At 42.4% G+C, this 20,378-nt stretch carries 16 protein-coding genes; 4 read left to right on the top strand and 12 right to left on the bottom strand.

Going from position 1 to position 20,378, the window contains the following annotated elements; all coding sequences use genetic code 11:
• Positions 1-9: 9 nt before the first annotated feature.
• Positions 10-336 carry a hypothetical protein gene (locus H0913_RS18890; protein ID WP_181477137.1) on the top strand — a complete coding sequence of 109 codons (327 nt, stop codon included), beginning with the start codon at positions 10-12 and terminating at the stop codon, positions 334-336.
• A gap of 109 nt (positions 337-445) precedes the next feature.
• Here H0913_RS18890 and ahpF read toward each other — a convergent pair whose 3' ends face one another.
• The 6 genes from ahpF to H0913_RS09385 form a co-directional block, all read right to left on the bottom strand.
• Positions 446-2,020 (bottom strand): alkyl hydroperoxide reductase subunit F, encoded by a 1,575-nt coding sequence (gene ahpF, locus H0913_RS09410; protein WP_181477136.1) that lies wholly within the window; start codon positions 2,018-2,020, stop codon positions 446-448.
• A gap of 126 nt (positions 2,021-2,146) precedes the next feature.
• Complete coding sequence (ahpC, locus tag H0913_RS09405; protein WP_006659869.1) at positions 2,147-2,710, bottom strand: alkyl hydroperoxide reductase subunit C; 564 nt, start codon at positions 2,708-2,710, stop codon at positions 2,147-2,149.
• Positions 2,711-2,930: 220 nt separating this feature from the next.
• Complete coding sequence (locus H0913_RS09400; RefSeq protein ID WP_036948121.1) at positions 2,931-4,058, bottom strand: ABC transporter permease; 1,128 nt, start codon at positions 4,056-4,058, stop codon at positions 2,931-2,933.
• Between the two features lie 2 nt (positions 4,059-4,060).
• On the bottom strand, positions 4,061-6,817 hold the full coding sequence (rbbA, locus tag H0913_RS09395; RefSeq protein WP_154603856.1) for a ribosome-associated ATPase/putative transporter RbbA: 2,757 nt from the start codon (positions 6,815-6,817) through the stop codon (positions 4,061-4,063).
• Positions 6,814-7,884 (bottom strand): HlyD family secretion protein, encoded by a 1,071-nt coding sequence (locus tag H0913_RS09390; protein ID WP_181477135.1) that lies wholly within the window; start codon positions 7,882-7,884, stop codon positions 6,814-6,816. Before H0913_RS09390 ends, rbbA begins: the two co-directional genes overlap by 4 nt.
• A 400-nt stretch (positions 7,885-8,284) precedes the next feature.
• Positions 8,285-8,761, bottom strand: coding sequence for a GNAT family N-acetyltransferase (locus tag H0913_RS09385; protein WP_132495902.1), 477 nt, complete (start codon positions 8,759-8,761; stop codon positions 8,285-8,287).
• A gap of 415 nt (positions 8,762-9,176) precedes the next feature.
• Between H0913_RS09385 and H0913_RS09380 the strand changes: the two genes are divergently transcribed.
• A complete protein-coding gene (locus H0913_RS09380; protein ID WP_181477134.1) occupies positions 9,177-10,922 on the top strand; it encodes an ABC-F family ATP-binding cassette domain-containing protein in 1,746 nt (581 codons plus the stop codon).
• A 143-nt stretch (positions 10,923-11,065) separates the two neighbouring features.
• Here H0913_RS09380 and H0913_RS09375 read toward each other — a convergent pair whose 3' ends face one another.
• The 6 genes from H0913_RS09375 to H0913_RS09350 form a co-directional block, all read right to left on the bottom strand.
• A complete protein-coding gene (locus H0913_RS09375; protein ID WP_072666889.1) occupies positions 11,066-12,274 on the bottom strand; it encodes an IS4 family transposase in 1,209 nt (402 codons plus the stop codon).
• 177 nt (positions 12,275-12,451) lie between these two features.
• Complete coding sequence (locus H0913_RS09370) at positions 12,452-12,670, bottom strand: DEAD/DEAH box helicase (protein WP_154603859.1); 219 nt, start codon at positions 12,668-12,670, stop codon at positions 12,452-12,454.
• A gap of 1 nt (position 12,671) precedes the next feature.
• Positions 12,672-13,232: a PadR family transcriptional regulator gene (locus H0913_RS09365; RefSeq protein ID WP_181477133.1), complete on the bottom strand. Its 561-nt coding sequence runs from the start codon at positions 13,230-13,232 to the stop codon at positions 12,672-12,674.
• A 249-nt stretch (positions 13,233-13,481) separates the two neighbouring features.
• Complete coding sequence (tyrP, locus tag H0913_RS09360; RefSeq protein WP_230086653.1) at positions 13,482-14,630, bottom strand: tyrosine transporter TyrP; 1,149 nt, start codon at positions 14,628-14,630, stop codon at positions 13,482-13,484.
• Positions 14,631-14,712: 82 nt separating this feature from the next.
• Positions 14,713-16,653 carry a pyridoxal phosphate-dependent decarboxylase family protein gene (locus H0913_RS09355; RefSeq protein ID WP_154603862.1) on the bottom strand — a complete coding sequence of 647 codons (1,941 nt, stop codon included), beginning with the start codon at positions 16,651-16,653 and terminating at the stop codon, positions 14,713-14,715.
• 403 nt (positions 16,654-17,056) lie between these two features.
• Positions 17,057-18,067: an NAD(P)H-quinone oxidoreductase gene (locus H0913_RS09350; RefSeq protein WP_181477132.1), complete on the bottom strand. Its 1,011-nt coding sequence runs from the start codon at positions 18,065-18,067 to the stop codon at positions 17,057-17,059.
• A gap of 342 nt (positions 18,068-18,409) precedes the next feature.
• On the opposite strand from H0913_RS09350, the gene H0913_RS09345 reads away from it, so the two are divergent.
• Together H0913_RS09345 and uspE are read left to right on the top strand one after the other, a co-directional pair.
• Complete coding sequence (locus H0913_RS09345) at positions 18,410-19,165, top strand: FNR family transcription factor (RefSeq protein ID WP_006659880.1); 756 nt, start codon at positions 18,410-18,412, stop codon at positions 19,163-19,165.
• A 126-nt stretch (positions 19,166-19,291) separates the two neighbouring features.
• Complete coding sequence (uspE, locus tag H0913_RS09340) at positions 19,292-20,236, top strand: universal stress protein UspE (RefSeq protein WP_132495897.1); 945 nt, start codon at positions 19,292-19,294, stop codon at positions 20,234-20,236.
• The last annotated feature ends 142 nt before the right edge of the window (positions 20,237-20,378 follow it).

Raw genomic sequence — 20,378 nt, 5'->3', positions numbered from 1 at the left:
AGAAACGCAATGGCGAATCAATTCCGAGAAAAACAAGCCCCTTTAATGTTATTCGTCTCTTACAACGATAATTCATTTAAACAACATCACCAAAGGGTATCTCATGGGGGAAATAATATGGACTCAAAGTTAAATAGCGTAGAAAAAGAGATCAATAAAATGAAAAATGATCTGCATGAAGTCAAAACCAATATCGCCGTGATTAAATCCAACTATTCCACCAAAGAAGCTTTAGCCGCCAGCGCCAATAAAATCATTCTATGGTTTGTGAGCAGTGTGATATTGACTCAGTTACTGCCAGTGCTTGCGAGGGTTGTGGATATGTGGGTGAAGTGATTAATACTTATACTAATGAATATACCTTTCTTATCTTGATTCTTAGGCTCACACAAAAAAAGGCACTCGCCCCCGAGTGCCTTTTGGCTACAACCCGCTAAACTATGAGCTATTCAGCGGTTCTGGTACTTGTGCGGATCAGGTAATCAAATGCGCTCAATGCGGCTTTTGCTCCCTCTCCGGCGGAAATGATAATTTGTTTATAAGGCACTGTTGTACAGTCACCAGCGGCGAATACGCCCTTCACACTGGTTTCGTTACGAGCATCAACTTCAATTTCGCCCATACGGTTGCGAGCAACAGTATCACCTAACCAATTGGTATTTGGTAATAAACCGATTTGAACAAACGCGCCTGCCACTTCCAAAGAATGCACGCTTTCATCGGTGCGGTCTTTGTACTCTAAGCTAGTCATCTTGCTGCCATCGCCTTTAACTTCAAGGGTTTGAGCATTCAAAATAATATCGATATTGCTCAAGCTACGGGCTTTAGCTTGTAACACGGAGTCCGCTTTCAATTCTGACGCGAATTCCAATACCGTCACATGATCAACGATACCCGCTAAATCGATCGCGGCTTCGATACCGGAGTTACCACCACCGATTACTGCAACGCGTTTACCTTTAAACAGTGGACCATCACAGTGAGGACAGAATGTCACCCCTTTTGTACGGTACTCTTGTTCGCCCGGAACACCCATGTTTCTCCAGCGTGCGCCAGTGGCGATAATAATACTGCGGGCCTTCATCACACCGCCTGATGTGGTTTCGATTTGGTGATATCCGCCAATTTGTTCAGCAGGAATAAGCTTAGTGACGGATTGGCCATCAATCACATCCACATTGTAGCTATCCACATGATTTTTCAGAGCACCAGCTAAAATTGCGCCTTCAGTTTTCAATACCGAAATATAGTTTTCGATATCAACGGTATCCATGACCTGCCCGCCAAAACGCTCACCGATAACACCAGTTCGAATACCTTTACGCGCAGTATAAACCGCAGCGGATGCACCCGCTGGACCACTACCGATGATCAGAACTTCAAATGGATCACGTCCGCTAATCGCTTTTGCCGCTCGCGCATCAGCATTGGTATCTACCTTGCTCACGATTTCGCTTAATGTCATGCGGCCTTGACCAAACTCTTTGCCATTTAAGAAAACAGCGGGAACACCCATGATGTTGCGTTCGTCAATTTCGTTTTGGAACAGCGCACCATCAATCGCCGTATGGCTGATGTTCGGATTCAATACCGCCATTAAGTTCAGCGCCTGCACGACGTCAGGGCAGTTATGGCAAGATAATGAATAGTAAGTTTCAAAGTTAAAGTCGCCTTCCAGCCCTTTCACTTGATCCAATAATTCTTGTGCTTCTTTGGATGGATGACCACCCACTTGCAGAAGTGCTAGCACTAAAGAGGTAAATTCATGGCCTAATGGTGAGCCTGCAAAACGCACGCCAATATTAGTCCCTGGGTTGGTGATTAAAAATGAAGGTGTTCTTTGTGCAGCATCGCGCTCTTCACGCACAGTCACCTTGTCAGACAGCGATGCAATTTGTTCAAGTAATTGTTTTATTTCAATTGATTTTGCGCTGTCATCTAAATTCGAAACTAATTCTACGGGTTTAGTTAATCTTTCCAGATAGGCTTTTAATTGAGCCTGTAAATTATTATCGAGCATGTAATCCCCTTGGTCATAAAATCGGGTACATATACCCGTCGAATAGCCCGTTGCAGGCTTTTACTTAATTGTGTTTAGCGCCTGCAACGTGGCTTATTTTGCAATATTCTTATCGAGGGTTATCGATTAGATTTTGCCGACTAAATCTAAAGATGGAGACAGTGTTGCTTCACCTTCTTTCCATTTAGCTGGGCAAACTTCACCTGGGTGGCTTGCAACGTATTGAGCAGCTTTAACTTTACGCAGTAAGTCAGCCGCGTCACGACCAATACCTTCCGCAGTGATTTCGATAGCTTGGATGATACCTTGTGGGTCAACAACGAATGTACCACGGTCAGCCAGACCTTCGTTTTCACGCATGTTTTCGAAGTTACGAGTCAGAGCACCTGTTGGGTCGCCGATCATCGCGTATTTGATTTTACCGATAGTTTCAGAGCTTTCGTGCCATGCTTTGTGAGTAAAGTGGGTGTCAGTCGATACAGAATAGATATCTACGCCCATTTTTTGGAATTCAGCGTAATGGTCAGCAATGTCGCCTAATTCAGTTGGGCAAACGAAAGTGAAGTCCGCTGGATAGAAGAAGAAAACGCTCCATTTACCCGCAACATCTTTCTCTGTTACTTCGATAAATTTACCGTCTTTAAAAGCTTGATTAGAAAAAGGTTTGATTTGAGTATTAATTAATGACATTTGATGTCCTCCTGTTTGGTTGACTATTAAGTTACTGTTTCGCAGAGACTTAATCCAATCAGTCGTTGCTATCGATTTGATAGGCAAAACCTAATCATTAATTAAAAATTGATAGGCATGGCATTTTATAGAGTGGCATTAAAACGCTTGCCAATAAAATCTGCAAGCGTTTTGTGAGAAATAATTCGAGATAATTTAATGGGAGCTGATGCAATAAAAACTATGCCATTGTGGCAATGGTTTTGCGAAAACGCATTAATGCGAAGCTGAAGAATACACTGCCAATGACCACTAAAATAACAAACTGTGGCCATACAATTTCGAATCCCGCACCACGATATAAAATCGCTTGTGCTAGGCTAACAAAGTGGGTTGTCGGCATGGTTAGCATGATGTCTTGTACCAGTTGCGGCATACTTTCCCGGGCAGTCATCCCCCCTGAAAGCATGTTTAATGGTAATAACACTAAGATCATCAATAGGCCAAATTGTGGCATTGAGCGCGCAATGGTCCCCATAAAAATCCCAATCGATGTGGTGGCAAATAGACTGAGCGCAACTCCACACATGAACAGCAATATCGACCCTTCAATCGGTACTTGCAGCAAGGTTTTGACCACCAGCAACAGCGAGACTGCCGAGGCAATCAGTACCACTAATCCCATCGACCAAATCTTTGACATCATGATTTCAAAAGGCGTTAGCGGCATCACCATTAAGTGCTCGACGGTACCATGCTCACGTTCGCGGATCAGCGCTGCACCAGTTAGAACAATCGATAACATTGTGATGTTGTTAATGATAGCCATCACCGAGCCAAACCAAGACTGCGTTAAGTTTGGGTTAAACCGCATACGAACTTCAAGATCAACCGGTAAACGCCCTTGACTACGGTATTTCGCCAGAAATTCGTTCACTTCTCCTAAGGTAATATTTTGGATATAGCTATTACCCAAAAAAGCCTGACTCATGCGTGTTGCATCGATATTAACTTGCAATTGAGGGTGGCGCCCTGCAAGTACATCCCGTTGAAAGTTAGGGGGAATATCAATTGCAAATGTATAAGCGCCTCTGTCTAGTAAGCCATCTATTTCATTCGGCACAATATCCGCTGGCGGCAAGAAATACGGTTCATAGAAACTATTAATAATACGATTTGAAAGCTGGGATTTATCCTGGTCAGCAATGGCTATCGGGGCATTATGCAGCGAGCCCGGCGTCACTGTTGCAGAGGAATAAATCGAGACAGTAAACGCAAACACAATCAGCGCCAGCATTGCCTTATCACGCCCTAAGCTTCGTAACTCTTTCACGCCCAAGTTAAAAATATTCTGTATTTTACGAAACATCCCTATGCCTCCTGCTTTTTCAGGAAATAAACACTCAAGCCAATCACAATCGGGATCGTGATGGCTAGCGGGATAAATGAGGCTTGTAAATCAAAGAAATTAAGCCCTTTAGAGAAGGTTCCCCGTGTAATGGTCAAAAAATGGGATGTTGGGTAAATTTGCCCTACCCAGCGACCAATCCCTTCCAAGGAAGAAACGGGGTCAATCATGCCGGAAAATTGAGTTGCGGGGATCAAGGTAATAATTGAGGTCCCGAAAATGGCTGCAATTTGGCTTTTCATAAAGCAGGAAATCAGCAGCCCCATTCCGGTTGCTATGGTGATGTACAAAAACGCCGCCAAGCTCAATGACAAGAAACTACCTTTAAATTCCACACCAAAAACATAGACAGATAAAATGCAAAGTAAAACAAAGTTGAACATCCCTAAAACAATATAAGGGAGTTGTTTACCGAGCAGGAATTCTAATTTGGTGATCGGGGTGACATAAAGATTAATAATTGAACCCAACTCTTTTTCACGCACCACACTGAGCGCGCTGAGCATTGCAGGGATCATCATCAATAACAGAGGAATAACGGCGGGAACAATCGCCGGTAAGCTACGAACATCCGGGTTATAGCGATAGCGTGTTTCGATATCAATAGCCGGAATTCCCGCAACACCAGCCGGTTGGCGAGCCGCCATTGTGCTTAACCACGCTAAATGCATCGCTTGTACATACCCTCGCACCGTTTCCGCTCGGTTTGGCATTGCACCGTCTATCCATACGCCCAGTTTAACGTTATTTCCTTTGGCAATATCACGGGCAAAATTAGGCGGAATTTCTATGGCTACAGTGATTTTTCCACTGCGCATCCCTGACTCGAGCTGCTCATAATCCTGCAATGGAGGCTGTTCAATAAAGTAGCGAGAACCCGCCAAATTCAGCGTATAGCCCTGGCTTAAGCCGGTTTGATCTCGGTCGAGTACAGCAAAACGTAGATTTTCCACGTCCATGCTGATCCCATATCCCATGATAAACATCAGGATCACCGTTCCTAATAACGCTAATGTGGAACGCACGGGGTCGCGCCGTAACTCCATCCCTTCACGAATGCTGTAGCTAAATAAGCGTCGTAAACTAAAGCGTTTTTTGAGTGCTTCCGCCGCTTGCTCTTTCAGTTTTGCATCCACATGAAATTCAGGGGCAGTCTCTTTGCCTGTATCTTTATCGCCAACCGCATCCTGTAAGTAGGCAATAAACGTGGCTTCTAAAGTGTCTAACCCACGCTTTTTAATCAAGTTTTCTGGCGTATCGCAATCCAGTACTTTGCCCGCATGCATCAATGAAATGCGGTCGCAGCGTTCCGCTTCGTTCATAAAGTGGGTGGAGATAAAAATAGTGACGCCGTCACGTCTTGAAAGGTCGACCATTAAGTTCCAGAACATATCCCGCGCGACGGGGTCAACCCCAGAAGTCGGTTCATCAAGGATCAGCATTTCCGGCTGGTGGATAACTGCCACGGCCAAAGAGAGGCGTTGGCGTATCCCTAGTGGCAGGTCATCAGGGAGTGTTTCTCTCACATCGTCTAAGTCAAAACGCTGGCACATTTCATCAATGCGCTGGTTAATTTTATCTTCGGGAATGTGGAATAATTTGGCATGCAACTCAAGGTTTTGCTGAACACTCAATTCGCTGTACAGGGAGAAAGCTTGAGACATATACCCGACGCGCTTGCGGGTTTCAATGTCTTTTGGGTCAATCTCTTGCCCAAACAGCCACGCTTGCCCTTCACTGGCTTGCAATAAGCCTGTTAACATTTTCATGGTGGTGGATTTACCACACCCATTGGAACCTAAAAAGCCGAAAATCTCCCCTTTCGGAATTTTAAAATTCACATGATCCACCGCCACAAAGTTACCGAAACGCATGGTTAAGTCCTGAGCTTCGATAGCGATAACATCATCATCTCGTGTATCTCGAGGCGGGATCACCACTTTTTGGTGACCCGCGCGTTTTTCTTCAGGTAACAACGCGATAAAAGCAGCTTCAAGGTCATCACAACCCGTTTGGGCTTTTAATTCAGAAGCATGCCCAGTTGCCATCACCTTGCCGTCATCCATAGCCACCAACCAATCAAAACGCTCCGCTTCTTCCATATAGGCCGTGGCCACCAGCACACTCATATTGGTTTGGCGTTCTCGAATACGGTCAATAAGATCCCAAAACTGCGCTCGAGATAAGGGATCAACCCCCGTTGTCGGTTCATCAAGAATCAATAAATCTGGGTCATGAATTAGCGCGCAGCATAATCCTAGCTTTTGCTTCATCCCGCCCGATAACTTCCCTGCAGGTCGGTCTTTAAAGGGGGCGAGTCCCGTACTTTCAAGAAGATCCTGAATGCGATACGCCCGCTCTTCGTTGGATTGCCCAAATAATCTGCCGAAAAAATCCACGTTCTCGTACACGGAAAGCGTATGGTAAAGGTTTTTCCCTAACCCTTGAGGCATGTAGGCAATTTTAGGGCAGACATTGCGACGATGGTCGCTGTTATGCATATCGCCATTGAGCACGTTGACTTGCCCCTGCTGGATCACACGGGCGCCTGCAATCAGTGACATTAAGCTTGATTTGCCCACGCCATCAGGGCCAATCAGCCCTACCATTTTTCGAGCAGGAATGGCGAGAGTGATGTCATCCAACGCACAGTTATCACCGTAATGTTGGCTGACATGCTGTAAATCAACAATCACATCATCCATCAATTTATCGGTCATTCTGGTAATCTCACCTCAAGATCGATTGGCCATGCAGCTTGTGCATCTAAACGAACATACGCTTTTCCAGGTAAACCTGTTTTGACATATTCAAGGTGTTTTTTCAGTAATTCAGGGGAAATACGTGCACGAACACGGAACATTAGTTTCAAACGCTCATTTTGAGTTTCCACTGTTTTAGGCGTAAATTGTGCAACACTGGCAACGAATGAGGTTTTGGCTGGGATCACAATATTCGGGGCGGCATCGAGAATAATATGAACTTCACTTCCAAGAGCAACCTTACCAGCTTGTTCTGTTGGTAAGAAAAAAGTCATATACACATCACTTAAATCAACCATATTCAGCACGCGCCCACCCGCACCTAGAACTTCACCGGGCTCTGCAACTCGATATTGAATACGGCCATTACGTGGTGCTTTTAGAACACTGTCTTCTAAATCAGCCGTAATGCGTCTTTCTGTGGCCGTTGCAGCTTCTACGCGGTTTTTCGCTTGGACAATCCCCGCTTGTGCAGAGTCAATGGCAGCGGTGGATGCAGCAACTTGGGCCTTCGAAGCTTCAAGCGCAGCCTTCGAGCCTTGCATTTGTGCTGTATCATCATCCACTTGCTGTTGAGAGACCGCTTTAGTTTTAACCAAAACACGAGAACGATTTAATCGTTTTTGCGCGGCATCTAACTCCGCTTCACGTTGACGGACTACAGCCTGAGCCGCCAGCTTTTCACTTTTGCGCTGTACTAACCCTGATTCTGCCGTGGCAACCGCACTAATCGCTTGGCGTAACTGAGCTTGTACTTCATGGAGTTGTTCCTGTAAGGCACGGGTATCCATACGGGCGAGCTCTTGCCCTTGTTGGACAAAATCCCCTTCTTTGACAAGGATGGTATCGATTCGTCCCGCGGTTTTAGTCGCAATATCTATCTCGGTGGCTTCAATTCTGCCATTACTTTGTGCGAACCCTTCTGGAAGACTACTCGAATTTTGGCTCCAGTAATAATATCCGGCCGCCATAATTGCCAGAACCAAAATAAGATAAAACGATACTTTGCGCTTATTTATTTTCATACCATCCCTTCTCTATTCATTGAATAAATTAGTGAACCACAGTTGTTTTTGGTCGTTAATTAAATTAATTAGTCACATCACAAAACTGTTTTCTCTTGAAATAAATATCATCTACATTTTATTTTTTTATTATTTTTATAACGGACAAAGTCTATATAACAGCCATTTCACGAGGCTATCTTATTATTTATTATAACTTTATCAGAATTTAACTTAGGTTAAGTCGCTATATATCACAAAAAAGTCATCCACTCGAAAAAAGGGATTGTTTCAAGTGTAGATAGGAATATAAAAAAGTAACAATAAAGCCAGCAACGTTATTTGCTGGCTTTGGTTTGGTGATGAAAATATTATTTAAGCGTTAATGTTTTTTAGCAGTTAATATCGCTTTGCTAGCAAATTAATTGGCAAACTTCGCAATTGTTTCAGCATCCATACGATATCGCACCCATTCGTCTTGTGGTTGTGCTCCGATGCTTTGGTAAAAATCAATGGCTGGCTGATTCCAATCTAATACGCTCCACTCTAAGCGCTGGCACTGACGTTCAAAAGCCAATTTAGCAATGTGCTTGAGGAGCTTTTTCCCTGCACCCGCGCCACGACATTCGGGTGAAACATACAAATCTTCTAAATAAATCCCATTATTGCCTAACCATGTTGAATAACTGGTAAAAAATACGGCATAACCCGCCGGTTTACCGTCAACATAACACAGTAACGCTTCGGTTTTGGAATCTGGTGCGAACAATGAGTTTTCAATATCAGCAACACTGGCTTTTACTTCATGACGCGCTTTTTCATAGACAGCTAACTCAATAATCATCTCTAAAATCAACGGGGCATCTTCACGGGTTGCCGTTCTAATTTGTATATCCATTATTATCTCTCTTGTTGTTTGAGGCTCAATTTTAACCATCGATGGCGCTAAACCCTAACACTCAGCAGTTTTATTCATCAAAGCAACGCCATTATAAGAATGATTTATAACCAATGATTCATAACAACAGATAAACAGAGTGAATGGTTGCTATTGCTCTAAAATCCTCCTCTTTGCTATCATCCGCCCATTGTTCAACCGAAATATTGAAAATAAAAAAGGAGGCTAATCTTATGCTGTTGTGTGATCTTATTGAATACTCACACTTCTTTGGTAATCGCCAGAGCTCAGGCTTTCACAGTGTTACACTGCGATAACCCTGCCTGAGCAAAGCAGCTAAAGAGTCTTTTCTCAGCTTACTGGGTTGTCGTATCGACGATACCCGGCGTTTTTACGCCTAGAATTTGAGTAAGCTATGAGCACATTATTATCTGTAAAATCATTAAACTACGATACATCCACCACCTCATTACTGTCTGATATCAGCTTCACTTTACTGCAAGGTGACCGTATTGGTCTGATTGGTCACAATGGTAGCGGCAAAAGTACCTTATTAAAGCTGTTAACTTCCCAGTTATCACCAAATAACGGGAAAATTACCTATGCCAATCATTGTGTTACGGCATATATCGAGCAGCATCTTCCGGCAGAAGTCGCCCCGTTAACCTTGATAAATGCGCTACTGCAAAAATTGCCTACACAAGAACATCTTTCCGAACGTTGGCGAGCAGAAGTGCTATTAACGGAATTGGGATTTGCACCTCATCAGTGGGAGCAATCAGCAAATGCCATTAGTGGTGGTCAACATACACGTTTACTGTTAGGACGCGCGTTAATCAGCCAGCCTGATTTATTGCTGTTAGATGAACCGAGTAACCATCTGGATTTACCTACCCTTATTTGGTTAGGGAATTTCCTTCAGAGCTGGAAAGGTAGCTTTGTGTTGGTTTCTCATGACCAATCCTTGTTGGATAAGGTGACAAACAGTACGTGGATTTTACGGGATAAAACTCTGCATTTTTATCGTCTTCCATGCAGCCAAGCACGCCAAGCATTAGCAGAAACCGACCGCGCCGATGAGCATCGCTTTAACGCTGAGCAAAAGGAAATTGACCGTATTGCTTCAAGTGCCAAACGGTTAGCCATTTGGGGTAAGGTTTATGATAATGAAGGGCTTGCCCGCAAAGCGAAGCAGATGGAAAAGCAAATAGATCGTTTAAAAGAGGATCAAACCGACCTCACTGAAGGCTATCAATGGCAATTGCTGCTGAATGGCAAAGCGATTCCTGCCGATCGAGTGCTTGAGTTGGATAATACGCAAGTCACCACGCCGGACGGACAATTTCTGTTTTCAGTCCCCTTTTCGCAAGTGAAAAGCGGTGACCGAATTGCCATTATGGGCGCCAATGGTTGCGGAAAATCCACGTTATTGCGTTTGATTTGGCAGCAATACCTCGCGGATTTGCGTTATGAAACTCAGTTAAAGTTTCATCCAACGATTTCAGTGGGTTATTACGATCAGCAGTTAGAACAATTGAATGATCACGATAGTTTAATCGATGCGTTGCGGCATTTTGCCCCTCTCACCGATGAACAACGAAAAATGGCGCTGATCAGTGCAGGTTTTGTCTATTCTCGCCATCAGCAAAAAGTGGCAACGTTAAGTGGTGGCGAACGCGCACGTTTGTTATTTATTGGGCTCAGTTTGGCGCAATACGCGTTGATTTTGCTGGATGAACCAACAAACCACCTTGATCTTGAAGGTAAGGAAGCATTAAGTGAGCAAATATCCCAATTCGAAGGGGCGCTATTGGTGGTTAGCCATGATAAATGGTTAATTGAGAATAGTTGCCAGCGTTATTGGTATATTCACAATAATCGCTTGGAAGAGTATCTGAGTCTTGAGGAAATTTACCTGAAGATAGAGAGCCAATCTGCCTTATCAGAGGACGAATTAGAAAAGAATCAGACCCGTTTGATTTCTGAAAATATACCAGAAGCCATTGCTCATTCTCATGAAGATGACCTTCTTGAACAACTGTTAGAATTGGAGGAAAAGTTAGCAGCCGATAAACAACGTAAAGTTGCTCATCAGAAGCCTTTACTTCAGCAGCAGTGGATTGAAGAGATAGAACGAATTCAAACTATGCTCGAGATCTAAAATAATAAAGCCCCTAGCTGCAAACTTGCGCTAGGGGCTTCTTTATTACTTCAATGTCAAAATAATACTGTGACAAAATAATTATTAATAAAGTAACGCAAATCTTTATCGGTGAAATGGAGGCCAATCACTGAGGGATCCCCTCATAATTTCCCCAAAGCGCAACCATGTTTGAATAGATTTTGAGCAAGCAGGATTGCAGCTACGAGCAAGTCTTCCCTCGTTATTGTGTAGCCAGAATGCCGCAACACTTCCATGCCTAAGCGCACTGTTGAGAGTACATTTCGATTCCTGACAGTGTTTGCTTGGAAGTGTTTATCCCAACCTTGTTTCTGTGAATGTACGCCAACAAGCCAAAATGTCAGTTGAAGCATTAGGGCGATCAGTAGCATGATATCAAAGCGCTCTGGGCTGCTAGTTCTGCTATGTCGGAGTCCTAGACCGTATGCTTGGCTTTTTAAGTCTCGGAAGGTTTCTTCTATCTGCATACGCTTTGAGTAGATCTTAACAAGTTGCTTGGGTGTTCGAGTTTCAACGGGCAAGTTAGTCGCTAAAACCCATGGTTCTTTTGTCGAAGCGGAGTAGATTTTAGGTGATGGATGATGACAATTGGTCCGTGTCGAACGCTGATTTTTTCGGCCTTTAGGACGTGATTTATACAGTGCAATTTGACATGAGATTGGGTTGCTCTTAGTCAACCTCTTATAGCCTAAAGTTTTTGTTCGACTTGAAGAGGTGCCATGTAAGTTGCTGATAGGTTGCCAGTTTTCCGCACCTAAATCTGCATATTGCACTTTCCCTCTCACTCGACTTAACCAGTACCAACCTAGCTTTTCAACGGATTTATACCATGGCACTTTAAAGCCTGCATCACTGACAATAAGCGGTGTAGTGTTACTCGGTAGAATGCTTGCGAGGTCGGCTAAGAATTGGTCATGAGCCGCCTTTGAACATTGCTCTGAAAGCGGAAACGCTTTCTCATAAAGAGTAATAGAACGACCATGTAGTGCCACCGAAGCCCGCAATACCATAAGCCGTTTTTGCTCACGAATATCAGACCAGTCAACAAGAACAATGGGCATCGAATTACCTGAACAGATAAAGCTGGCATGCCAACGGTATACAGCGAGTCGCTCTTTGTGCAAGTGACGATTACCTAACAATCTGTCGATTCGTTTGATGTTATGTTTTGTTCTGGCTTTCGTTGGCAGGTTACGACCAAGTTCGGTAAGAGTGAGCGTTTTACATTCAAGTAATGCGTGGCAAGCCAGCGTTAAACTGTTGAGTCGTTTTAAGTGCAATTCAGGGCAGAATTGGTAAAGAGAGTCGTGTAAAATATCGAGTTCGCACATCTTGTTGTCTGGTTATTGATTTTTCGCAGAACCATTTGATCACATGACAAGATGTGCATCTACCTTAAATTTATGATTTTTATCAAAATCATTAGGGGATTCCTCAGGGCCAATCACCCTATTTACTCTCATTTTATGAATAACTGTTTTGCCACTCTATGTTACGTGGAACTCAACTTAATATTTCTGTTTTTTTGCTCGCTTAAAGTATGACATCGGCACACTTGGGCAAACGACCTCTTTAAATTTCACCTTACTCTTCGGTGCAGAATCTGCCGGTTCTTCTTTTGGCTCAATTTGCTTATTTTCTTCCGGCTGCATCACTTGTTCTGGCTGCATAGTTTCTTTCATATGAATTTGCTCTTTAACTTGGATAATATGACGGGTTTTTGCCATGTTATTTTCCTTCTACTACGTTCTCTTCTGAAATTAATAGCGCCGCATTCACTTGTTCAATGCGTTTCACAGCTTGGTTAATAATGTTGACCACTTGGGCGGATTCTTGTTTCGATAACTGTTGTAAAACAATTTTGTGTCTGAGTAATGACTTGAATTTATCAACCGCTAACTCAATTTCATTGGCAAATTGATTTCCGGCTTTCAGTTCTTGTGCATAATTTAGCTTCATTTTCACTTCAGCAAGAATCTCTGCCTTTAATAGTAAAAAACAGCGACCTTCCGGCGTAATGGCAAAGCATTTACGCCCTTTGCCCGTTCCTTTACTGGTTGAAATAAAACCCACCTCTTCCAGCAATGTTAGTGTCGGATAAATCACGCCAGGGCTTGGACAATAAAATCCTGCCGTTCCTTCACTAATATTTTTTATCAGTTCATAACCATAATTCGCACCATCTACGAGTAAATGCAAAATATAAATACGCAGTTGTTTTGGATTAAACATGCGCCGAACACTTTTACCCTCGCATAGGCATGTATCGAGGGTTTTTGGATTGTCCATTTGATCTCTCAGTGAATGTGCAAAAATTAAAAACCGATATATCTAATATCATAATCGGTTTTCTGAATAATGCCAGAATTAGATATATCTGTTTTTATCATTGCGTGCTAATGATAACCATTATCATTATGATAACGAGAAAATTAGCGTCTTAGCGTACAAAAAGTGTTTTTAGTGATCTTCGTAAATGAAAAAAGCCAGTTCTGCGAGAGAACTGGCTTTCTAAATCAAAACAATAACTCGTTAGTGTTAGCCAATATCAGGCAGAACTTTGAAAACAATACCAAGCTGGATACCAATAACCGCAATACCACACAGGAATACAATCCATAATGCAGGCTTGCCACCGAGTACTTGATACTTACGAGGGTTAACATCTCGTGATTTCAGAGCCATCGCGCTTGGCAGTAATAACGCTAAGATAGACAGCGCGATTGCCGCATAACCTAACGCCATCACGAAGCCTTTCGGATAAAACAAGGCAAAAACCAGCGGTGGTAAAAAGGTAATTAACCCAGTTTGAATACGCCCTGAAGCGTTATCTTGGCGTTTAAACAAGTCTGCTAAGAAGTCAAACAAGCCTAACGCAACACCAAGGAATGATGTGGCTAATGCTAAGCTCATAAACATTTGAGCGACGAGTTCAGTTTTACCTGACTGCGCAACTGCTTTAATGGCTTCAAGCAATCCATTTAACCCTGAGTTTTCAGCTAAAATCCCCACAAAGGTACTTGTGCTAATGCTGCCCAGCGTAGCGATTTGCCATAAAATGTAGGCAACTAACGGAATCGCACTTCCTAAGATAAAGATAATTCGCAGTTTTTTGACATCACCGCCCATATATTTCACGACACTTGGTACACTTCCGTGGAAACCAAATGATGTAAAGAAGACAGGGATAGCCGCGAGGATCAGGATTTTTTCTGTTGGTGAAGAAAGCAAGTTCACTTGTTCAACATGCGGGAACATCATCGCAAGAATGATCACTAAAAACACAATCTTGGCAGTAAATAAGATGCGGTTAATAAAATCGACAGACGAGGTACCAAAGCAAACCACCCCACCACCGATAATGGTAAAGATGACAATCCCCATCCAATCTGCCATTTCAATGGCAAAACTGCCTTTCAGGTTTGAAGTAATAATTTGCCCTGCGCCTGTCACATACGCGGCGGTTAAGGCATACATTAAAAACATCATACTGAAACCAGTAATGAACTTCCCACCAGAACCTAAATAGCGCTGAGCAACACTACCTATCCCCGTTTCATGAGATTCATGTTGGTAAACCTCAACCAGCAATAATGCGGTGTAGCACATTAGCGCCCACAACCCAAACAACATCACTAAACTGACTGAAAACCCGTTACTTCCCGCTGCAATTGGCATCGCCAACATTCCAGCGCCGATCGTAGTACCTGCAACAATAAAAACACTACCAAGTGTGCGATTTTTCATATTGAGATCCTAACAAAATTAATTAAACACTAACTTTTTGGATGGAATGATTACGTTTATTTTCTTCATCAATGAGCTGTTGTAGTTTGTCTTCAAAGATGTTTCTTAATTCATTCCAGTAGCTTTCGAAGTGCTGTTTATCACGCAGGCAATGGGTCATAATTGCGGCCCTTAATACATAAATTGAATGGACTTTATGCCATTCCTCTTCCTTGAAATTCGCTTCTAGACACAGATTCTGAGGATTATCACCGTATTCTTCATGGGTTAGTGATGTTGACGAGGTTAAAAAGTCATTTGCATAAGTACGTCCTGCCGCATAAGAGCAGAGTTCATACAAACGTTTATTTAACTGGTTTTGCTTCTCTAATGAGGTATTGCCCGTCTCCCTGAACATAAAATTGATCATGTGGAAATCCGGTGCAGGCATCGCTGCCAATGTAAACTCACGCCCATCAATCACAAACGGCTCGCTGGCATTGATTTTTTCGATCATCCAATTGGCGGTTGTAACCCCTGCTGCGATGACCTTGCCATACCCCAATAAGTTCAGCGGAACTAACCGATGAGCAGCCCATACCGCCGCTGCCGTCGCACCTGCTTTTGAGCCTTCCATAATCGATGAACCCAGTAATACATTCTGTTGCTTATCGGTTTTACGGCTACTTTCTTTCACTTCTTCAAACACATAGGCCGCATGATAGGAAATCAAATCGACAATGCGTTTGTCCCTCATACAAATCGCCCCTGCCGCATAAGGGATAAAACCAACTTTATGCGGATCGACTGTGATGGAATCAGCTTGGTTTAAAGCACGGAAACTTTGATAAACATCGGGCTTTGGCCAAACGATATCTGGCGGGAAAACACCTTCGCTATGGTAACGCTCAATAAGCGCATCATATTCAAGGAATTGGTTGTTTTCATCACGGAACATCGCACAGGCATAGCCCGCATACGCGGCATCAATATGCACATAGAATGAAACGCCAAAGCGTTGTTCACATTCTTCCCGTAATTTGATGACTTCAGCGACGTTATCAATAGCACCTGTTTCTGTGGTTCCGACAACGGCAACCACGGCTAGGATCGGTTCACCCTTTTCAATGAGAGAGAAAACGATGTCACGCATTTGCGCCACATCCGTGCGATAACGTTTATCCACGGGAAGTTGAACAATGTTTTGCTGCCCTAACCCTAAAATATCCATCGCTTTCATCCACGAATAATGCTTGGATTGCGGCACTAATAATTTACCGAGTTTACCTTGTTCAACGCCGGTACCTCGGCAGGTCAGATTACGGATCTCTTCAAACAATCCTTGTTTTTTCAACTCATCAATCAGATCCAGTACATCACTAGTTCGCATATTCAGTAATGCGGTTTCTGAAATATCCGTTAAAAGTTGTTTGGCTTGAGGATGGGATGCCATGGCTAAAGGCAAGGTTTTGATGTTTCTCGCGACCCATAACCCTTCATAGTTAGCTACTGTGCCACCAGAGGTAATGTGCCCCCAAGATTTTTGCACGTCATACCCAAACATACCGCATAAATCTAACCCCGCTTCGATTTCTAATACCGTCGTCGTTGGCGAAGATTCTTGTGCGCAGTTATTTGGGTTGTACATCATTGCCATGACATACGCGAGATTGGAGATCATCAGTGTATCCGCGTTCATATGCCCCATGTAACGCGGTGAAAACCAAGGCACTGACGTAGTTTTCAATTTCGAGGAAAGCTGATTAAGGATACCTTCAGTGCGATATAACGTATCCCGATATTCAGGTGCATATCTATCGACGGTAGTAATTAAATCGGGATCTTCGGGATGATAACCAGAACGCCAATGCATATGCTCAGTCACTGCGTATTCCATCATTTCTCTAAAAAATACCGCATTTTCAGATTTAGGTCCGAGGAACAATGCATCGACATTCATGTTTTTATTTTTAAAATTATTCATTATCACTACACCTTCAAACTACAGCTGGCTGGCACCAGCTGCATTAAGTTACTCAACTTATTATCATTGGAAAGTGCAATAACGGGGGGATGTCTGTGTCGAATGACAACTTGTTAATGATATGACTAGACTTATATCCTTAACCTATATTCAGTAGTAGACAAGCCGTTAATGAGCCAACTTGTCTATAGATATAATCCATCTTCATTAAAACATTAACAAACTCATCTTAATTTTGTTCGGATTTGTGGGCAGGCACAAAAATTCAAAAATTAATCATCTGTAAAGAGATATTTACGCTTAAAAGACTTGATAATGTAAATTATTTGTTATAAATAAAAAAATAATAACATACGTAATTATTATCTAATTATATAAACATTAAAAAATAGTTAAGCCGTAGCTAACTGTTTACTAAAATAATTTTACCAATCAAATCCCCTGATTCCATATGGTGATGTGCGCTTTCCACCTGACATAATGTATATATTTTGTTAATTATTGGTTTTATCTTACCGTTCTGTAGCATTCCCCATACTTGCTGATGCAGCTCTTTAGCGATTTGCGCTTTCTCTTCATTACTTCGAGAGCGCATTGTTGACCCTGTATGGGTTAAACGTTTTACCATCAATGGCATCATGTTCAGCTGAGTTGGGTTTCCTTTCATCATGCCAATTTGGATGATCCGCCCAAATTTTGCTGCTACTACGTAGTTTTTGTTCACATAGTCGCCACCAATAATATCGACGACCATATTCACACCATGATGATTTGTATACTCCTGAGTCACTTTCACAAAATCGTCTGTTCGGTAATTAATCACACAATCCGCACCAAGTGATTTCGCCGCTACCGCTTTATCTTCTGAGCCAACCGTCGTTATCACCGTGGCACCAAATGCTTTTGCGAGTTGGATAGCAACACTACCAATACCCGAGGTGCCACCATGAATAAGTACTGTATCCCCTTGTTTCAGCTGACCAATCTGGAACATATTCGCCCAAACAGTAAAAAAGTTCTCTGGGATAGCCGCCCCTTCTTCAAAGGATAAATTTCCTAATGGCAAAGCGATATCTTGGTGCACTAAGCAGTATTCGGCGTAACCACCACCTGCCACAAGCGCACAAATACGGTCACCTATCGTCCATTGCGTCACATCATCGGCTTTAGCCACAACCGTACCCGATACCTCAAGTCCCATGATTGGCGATGCATCTGGTGGTGGCGGGTATGAACCTTTGCGTTGGAAAATATCAGGACGGTTAACACCTGCGGCTTCCACTTTAACGATTAAATGACCAGGAAGGAGTTTAGGGAGCGGAATCTCTATTAGCTGCAGTTCATCCGAAACGCTTGGATCAATAATGTCGACAGCTGTCATTAATGGGGGCAACGACATCAAATTGTTACTCATTATGACCTCTTTTTATAGGTTAATAGGAAAAAATGATATTTTTCTGTTTATTCTTGTGTTAATTTAATGCTAATAAACTATGTAAAATAAAACATGTTTTTACTATGTTTTTTATCTCTCTTTTTATATATTAAATTTATGTATTTAATATAGGTCAAATCTTGCAATTGCTAATATCCTGTAAATTAGCATGATCTGCTGAATCTATTAGATTGGTAAATTTAGCATTCTTTGCTTTTTTATTTAATAACTCGTTTCTGTCTTATATAGCCCTTACCTGTTCAATTATCTTATGCTAAAATTGACTCATATCAATAATTTTAACCTGATTGAGCATTTAATATGATCCCAGAAAAAAGAGTTGTTCGTCGCATCCAGTCTGGTGGTTGTGCTATTCATTGCCAGGATTGCAGTATTAGTCAGCTGTGTATTCCTTTTACTCTGAATGAACACGAACTGGATCAACTCGATAATATTATCGAACGTAAAAAACCTATTCAAAAAGGCCAAGCTTTATTTAAAGCAGGCGATGAATTACGTTCTTTATACGCTATTCGCTCTGGCACAATTAAAAGCTACACCATTACTGAAGAAGGCGATGAGCAAATCACCGGTTTCCACTTAGCGGGCGACCTCGTTGGTTTTGATGCCATTATTCATACACAGCACCCAAGTTTTGCTCAAGCGCTAGAAACTTCAATGGTTTGTGAAATTCCATTTGAAACGCTGGACGATTTATCTGGCAAAATGCCTAACCTGCGCCAACAAATTATGCGCCTGATGAGCGGTGAAATTAAAGGGGACCAAGAAATGATCCTCTTATTATCTAAGAAAAATGCGGAAGAGCGTTTAGCTGCATTTATTCTTAACCTATCTCATCGTTTTGCTGAGCGTGGTTTCTCTCCAAGAGAATTCAGACTCACCATGACTCGTGGTGATATTGGTAATTACCTTGGCTTAACCGTTGAGACAATTAGCCGTCTGTTAGGTCGCTTCCAAAAAAGCGGTATGCTCAGCGTTAAAGGTAAATATATTACCATCGACGATATGGCAAAACTAACTGATATCGCTGGTAAAGTATCCCCAGTTTCTTGCTAATATTCCTATAAACGGGTCACAAACTTTGTGATCCGTTGTTACTTTTTAATCACATTTCTTGCGTATTTATCCCCAATAACATAGTTTAGAGAGATGGAACTATCCGTTTATTGAGAGGATGTCAGCATGGCTAACTATAAAAATCTTTTAGTAGCAATCGACCCAAATCAGGATGATCAACCGGCATTAAGGCGTGCAGTTTATATCGTACAGCGTAATGGCGGACGGATAAAAGCCTTCCTGCCTATCTATGACCTATCTTATGATATGACTACCCTGCTTTCTCCTGAGGAACGCAATGCAATGCGCAAAGGGGTGATCAGCCAAAAAGCCGCGTGGATCAAGCAACAAGCCCATTTTTATTTAGAAGCGGGTATTGAGATAGAAATTAAAGTCATTTGGCACAACAAGCCTTATGAAGCCATCATTCAGGAAGTCATTAGCGGTCAACATGATCTTCTACTGAAAATGGCGCACCAAACTGACAACTTAGAATCCATCATTTTTACCCCATTAGACTGGCATTTATTAAGAAAATGCCCGTGTCCTGTTTGGATGGTGAAAGATAAAGTCTGGCCAGATCACGGTTCGGTGGTGGTTGCGGTGAATCTTTCTAATGAAGAATCTTACCATGATGACCTAAATATCAAGTTGGTTGAGAAAACCCAAGATCTCGCTCGAAGGATCATTAAAGAGCAGGAAATTCATTTAGTCAGCGCTTACCCCATTGCGCCAATGAACATTGCCATTGAACTGCCTGATTTTGACCCAAGCTTGTATAACAATGCCCTACGCGGTCAGCATCTGATAGCCATGAAAAGCCTGCGGCAGAAGTTTGCAATTGATGAGAAATACACCCATGTTCGTGAAGGGCTACCTGAAAAAATCATTCCTGACATGTGTGAAGAGCTACATGCGGGTGTCGTGGTACTCGGCATATTAGGTCGTACTGGGCTTTCTGCTGCGTTCTTAGGAAATACGGCGGAACATGTTATTGATAAGCTAAAATGCGATTTATTAGCGATTAAACCTGACGGCTTTGTATGCCCTATTAGTGCCGCGGATGATTAATTAAATTGGCGATAAACATCAAATTTAGAAGCTCTTAAATAGACATATTTGTGAGCTTTTTACTATTATCTTCTTAGTGGCCATTATCAATTACTCATAATTCGATTAATAATAAAAAAGAAAATATTCAGATATAAAAACG

Source organism: Providencia rettgeri, from assembly GCF_013702265.1.
Taxonomy (GTDB): Bacteria; Pseudomonadota; Gammaproteobacteria; order Enterobacterales; family Enterobacteriaceae; genus Providencia; species Providencia zhijiangensis.
Note: the sequence above shows the minus strand (reverse complement) of the source record. Positions and strands in the feature narration are given on the sequence as shown.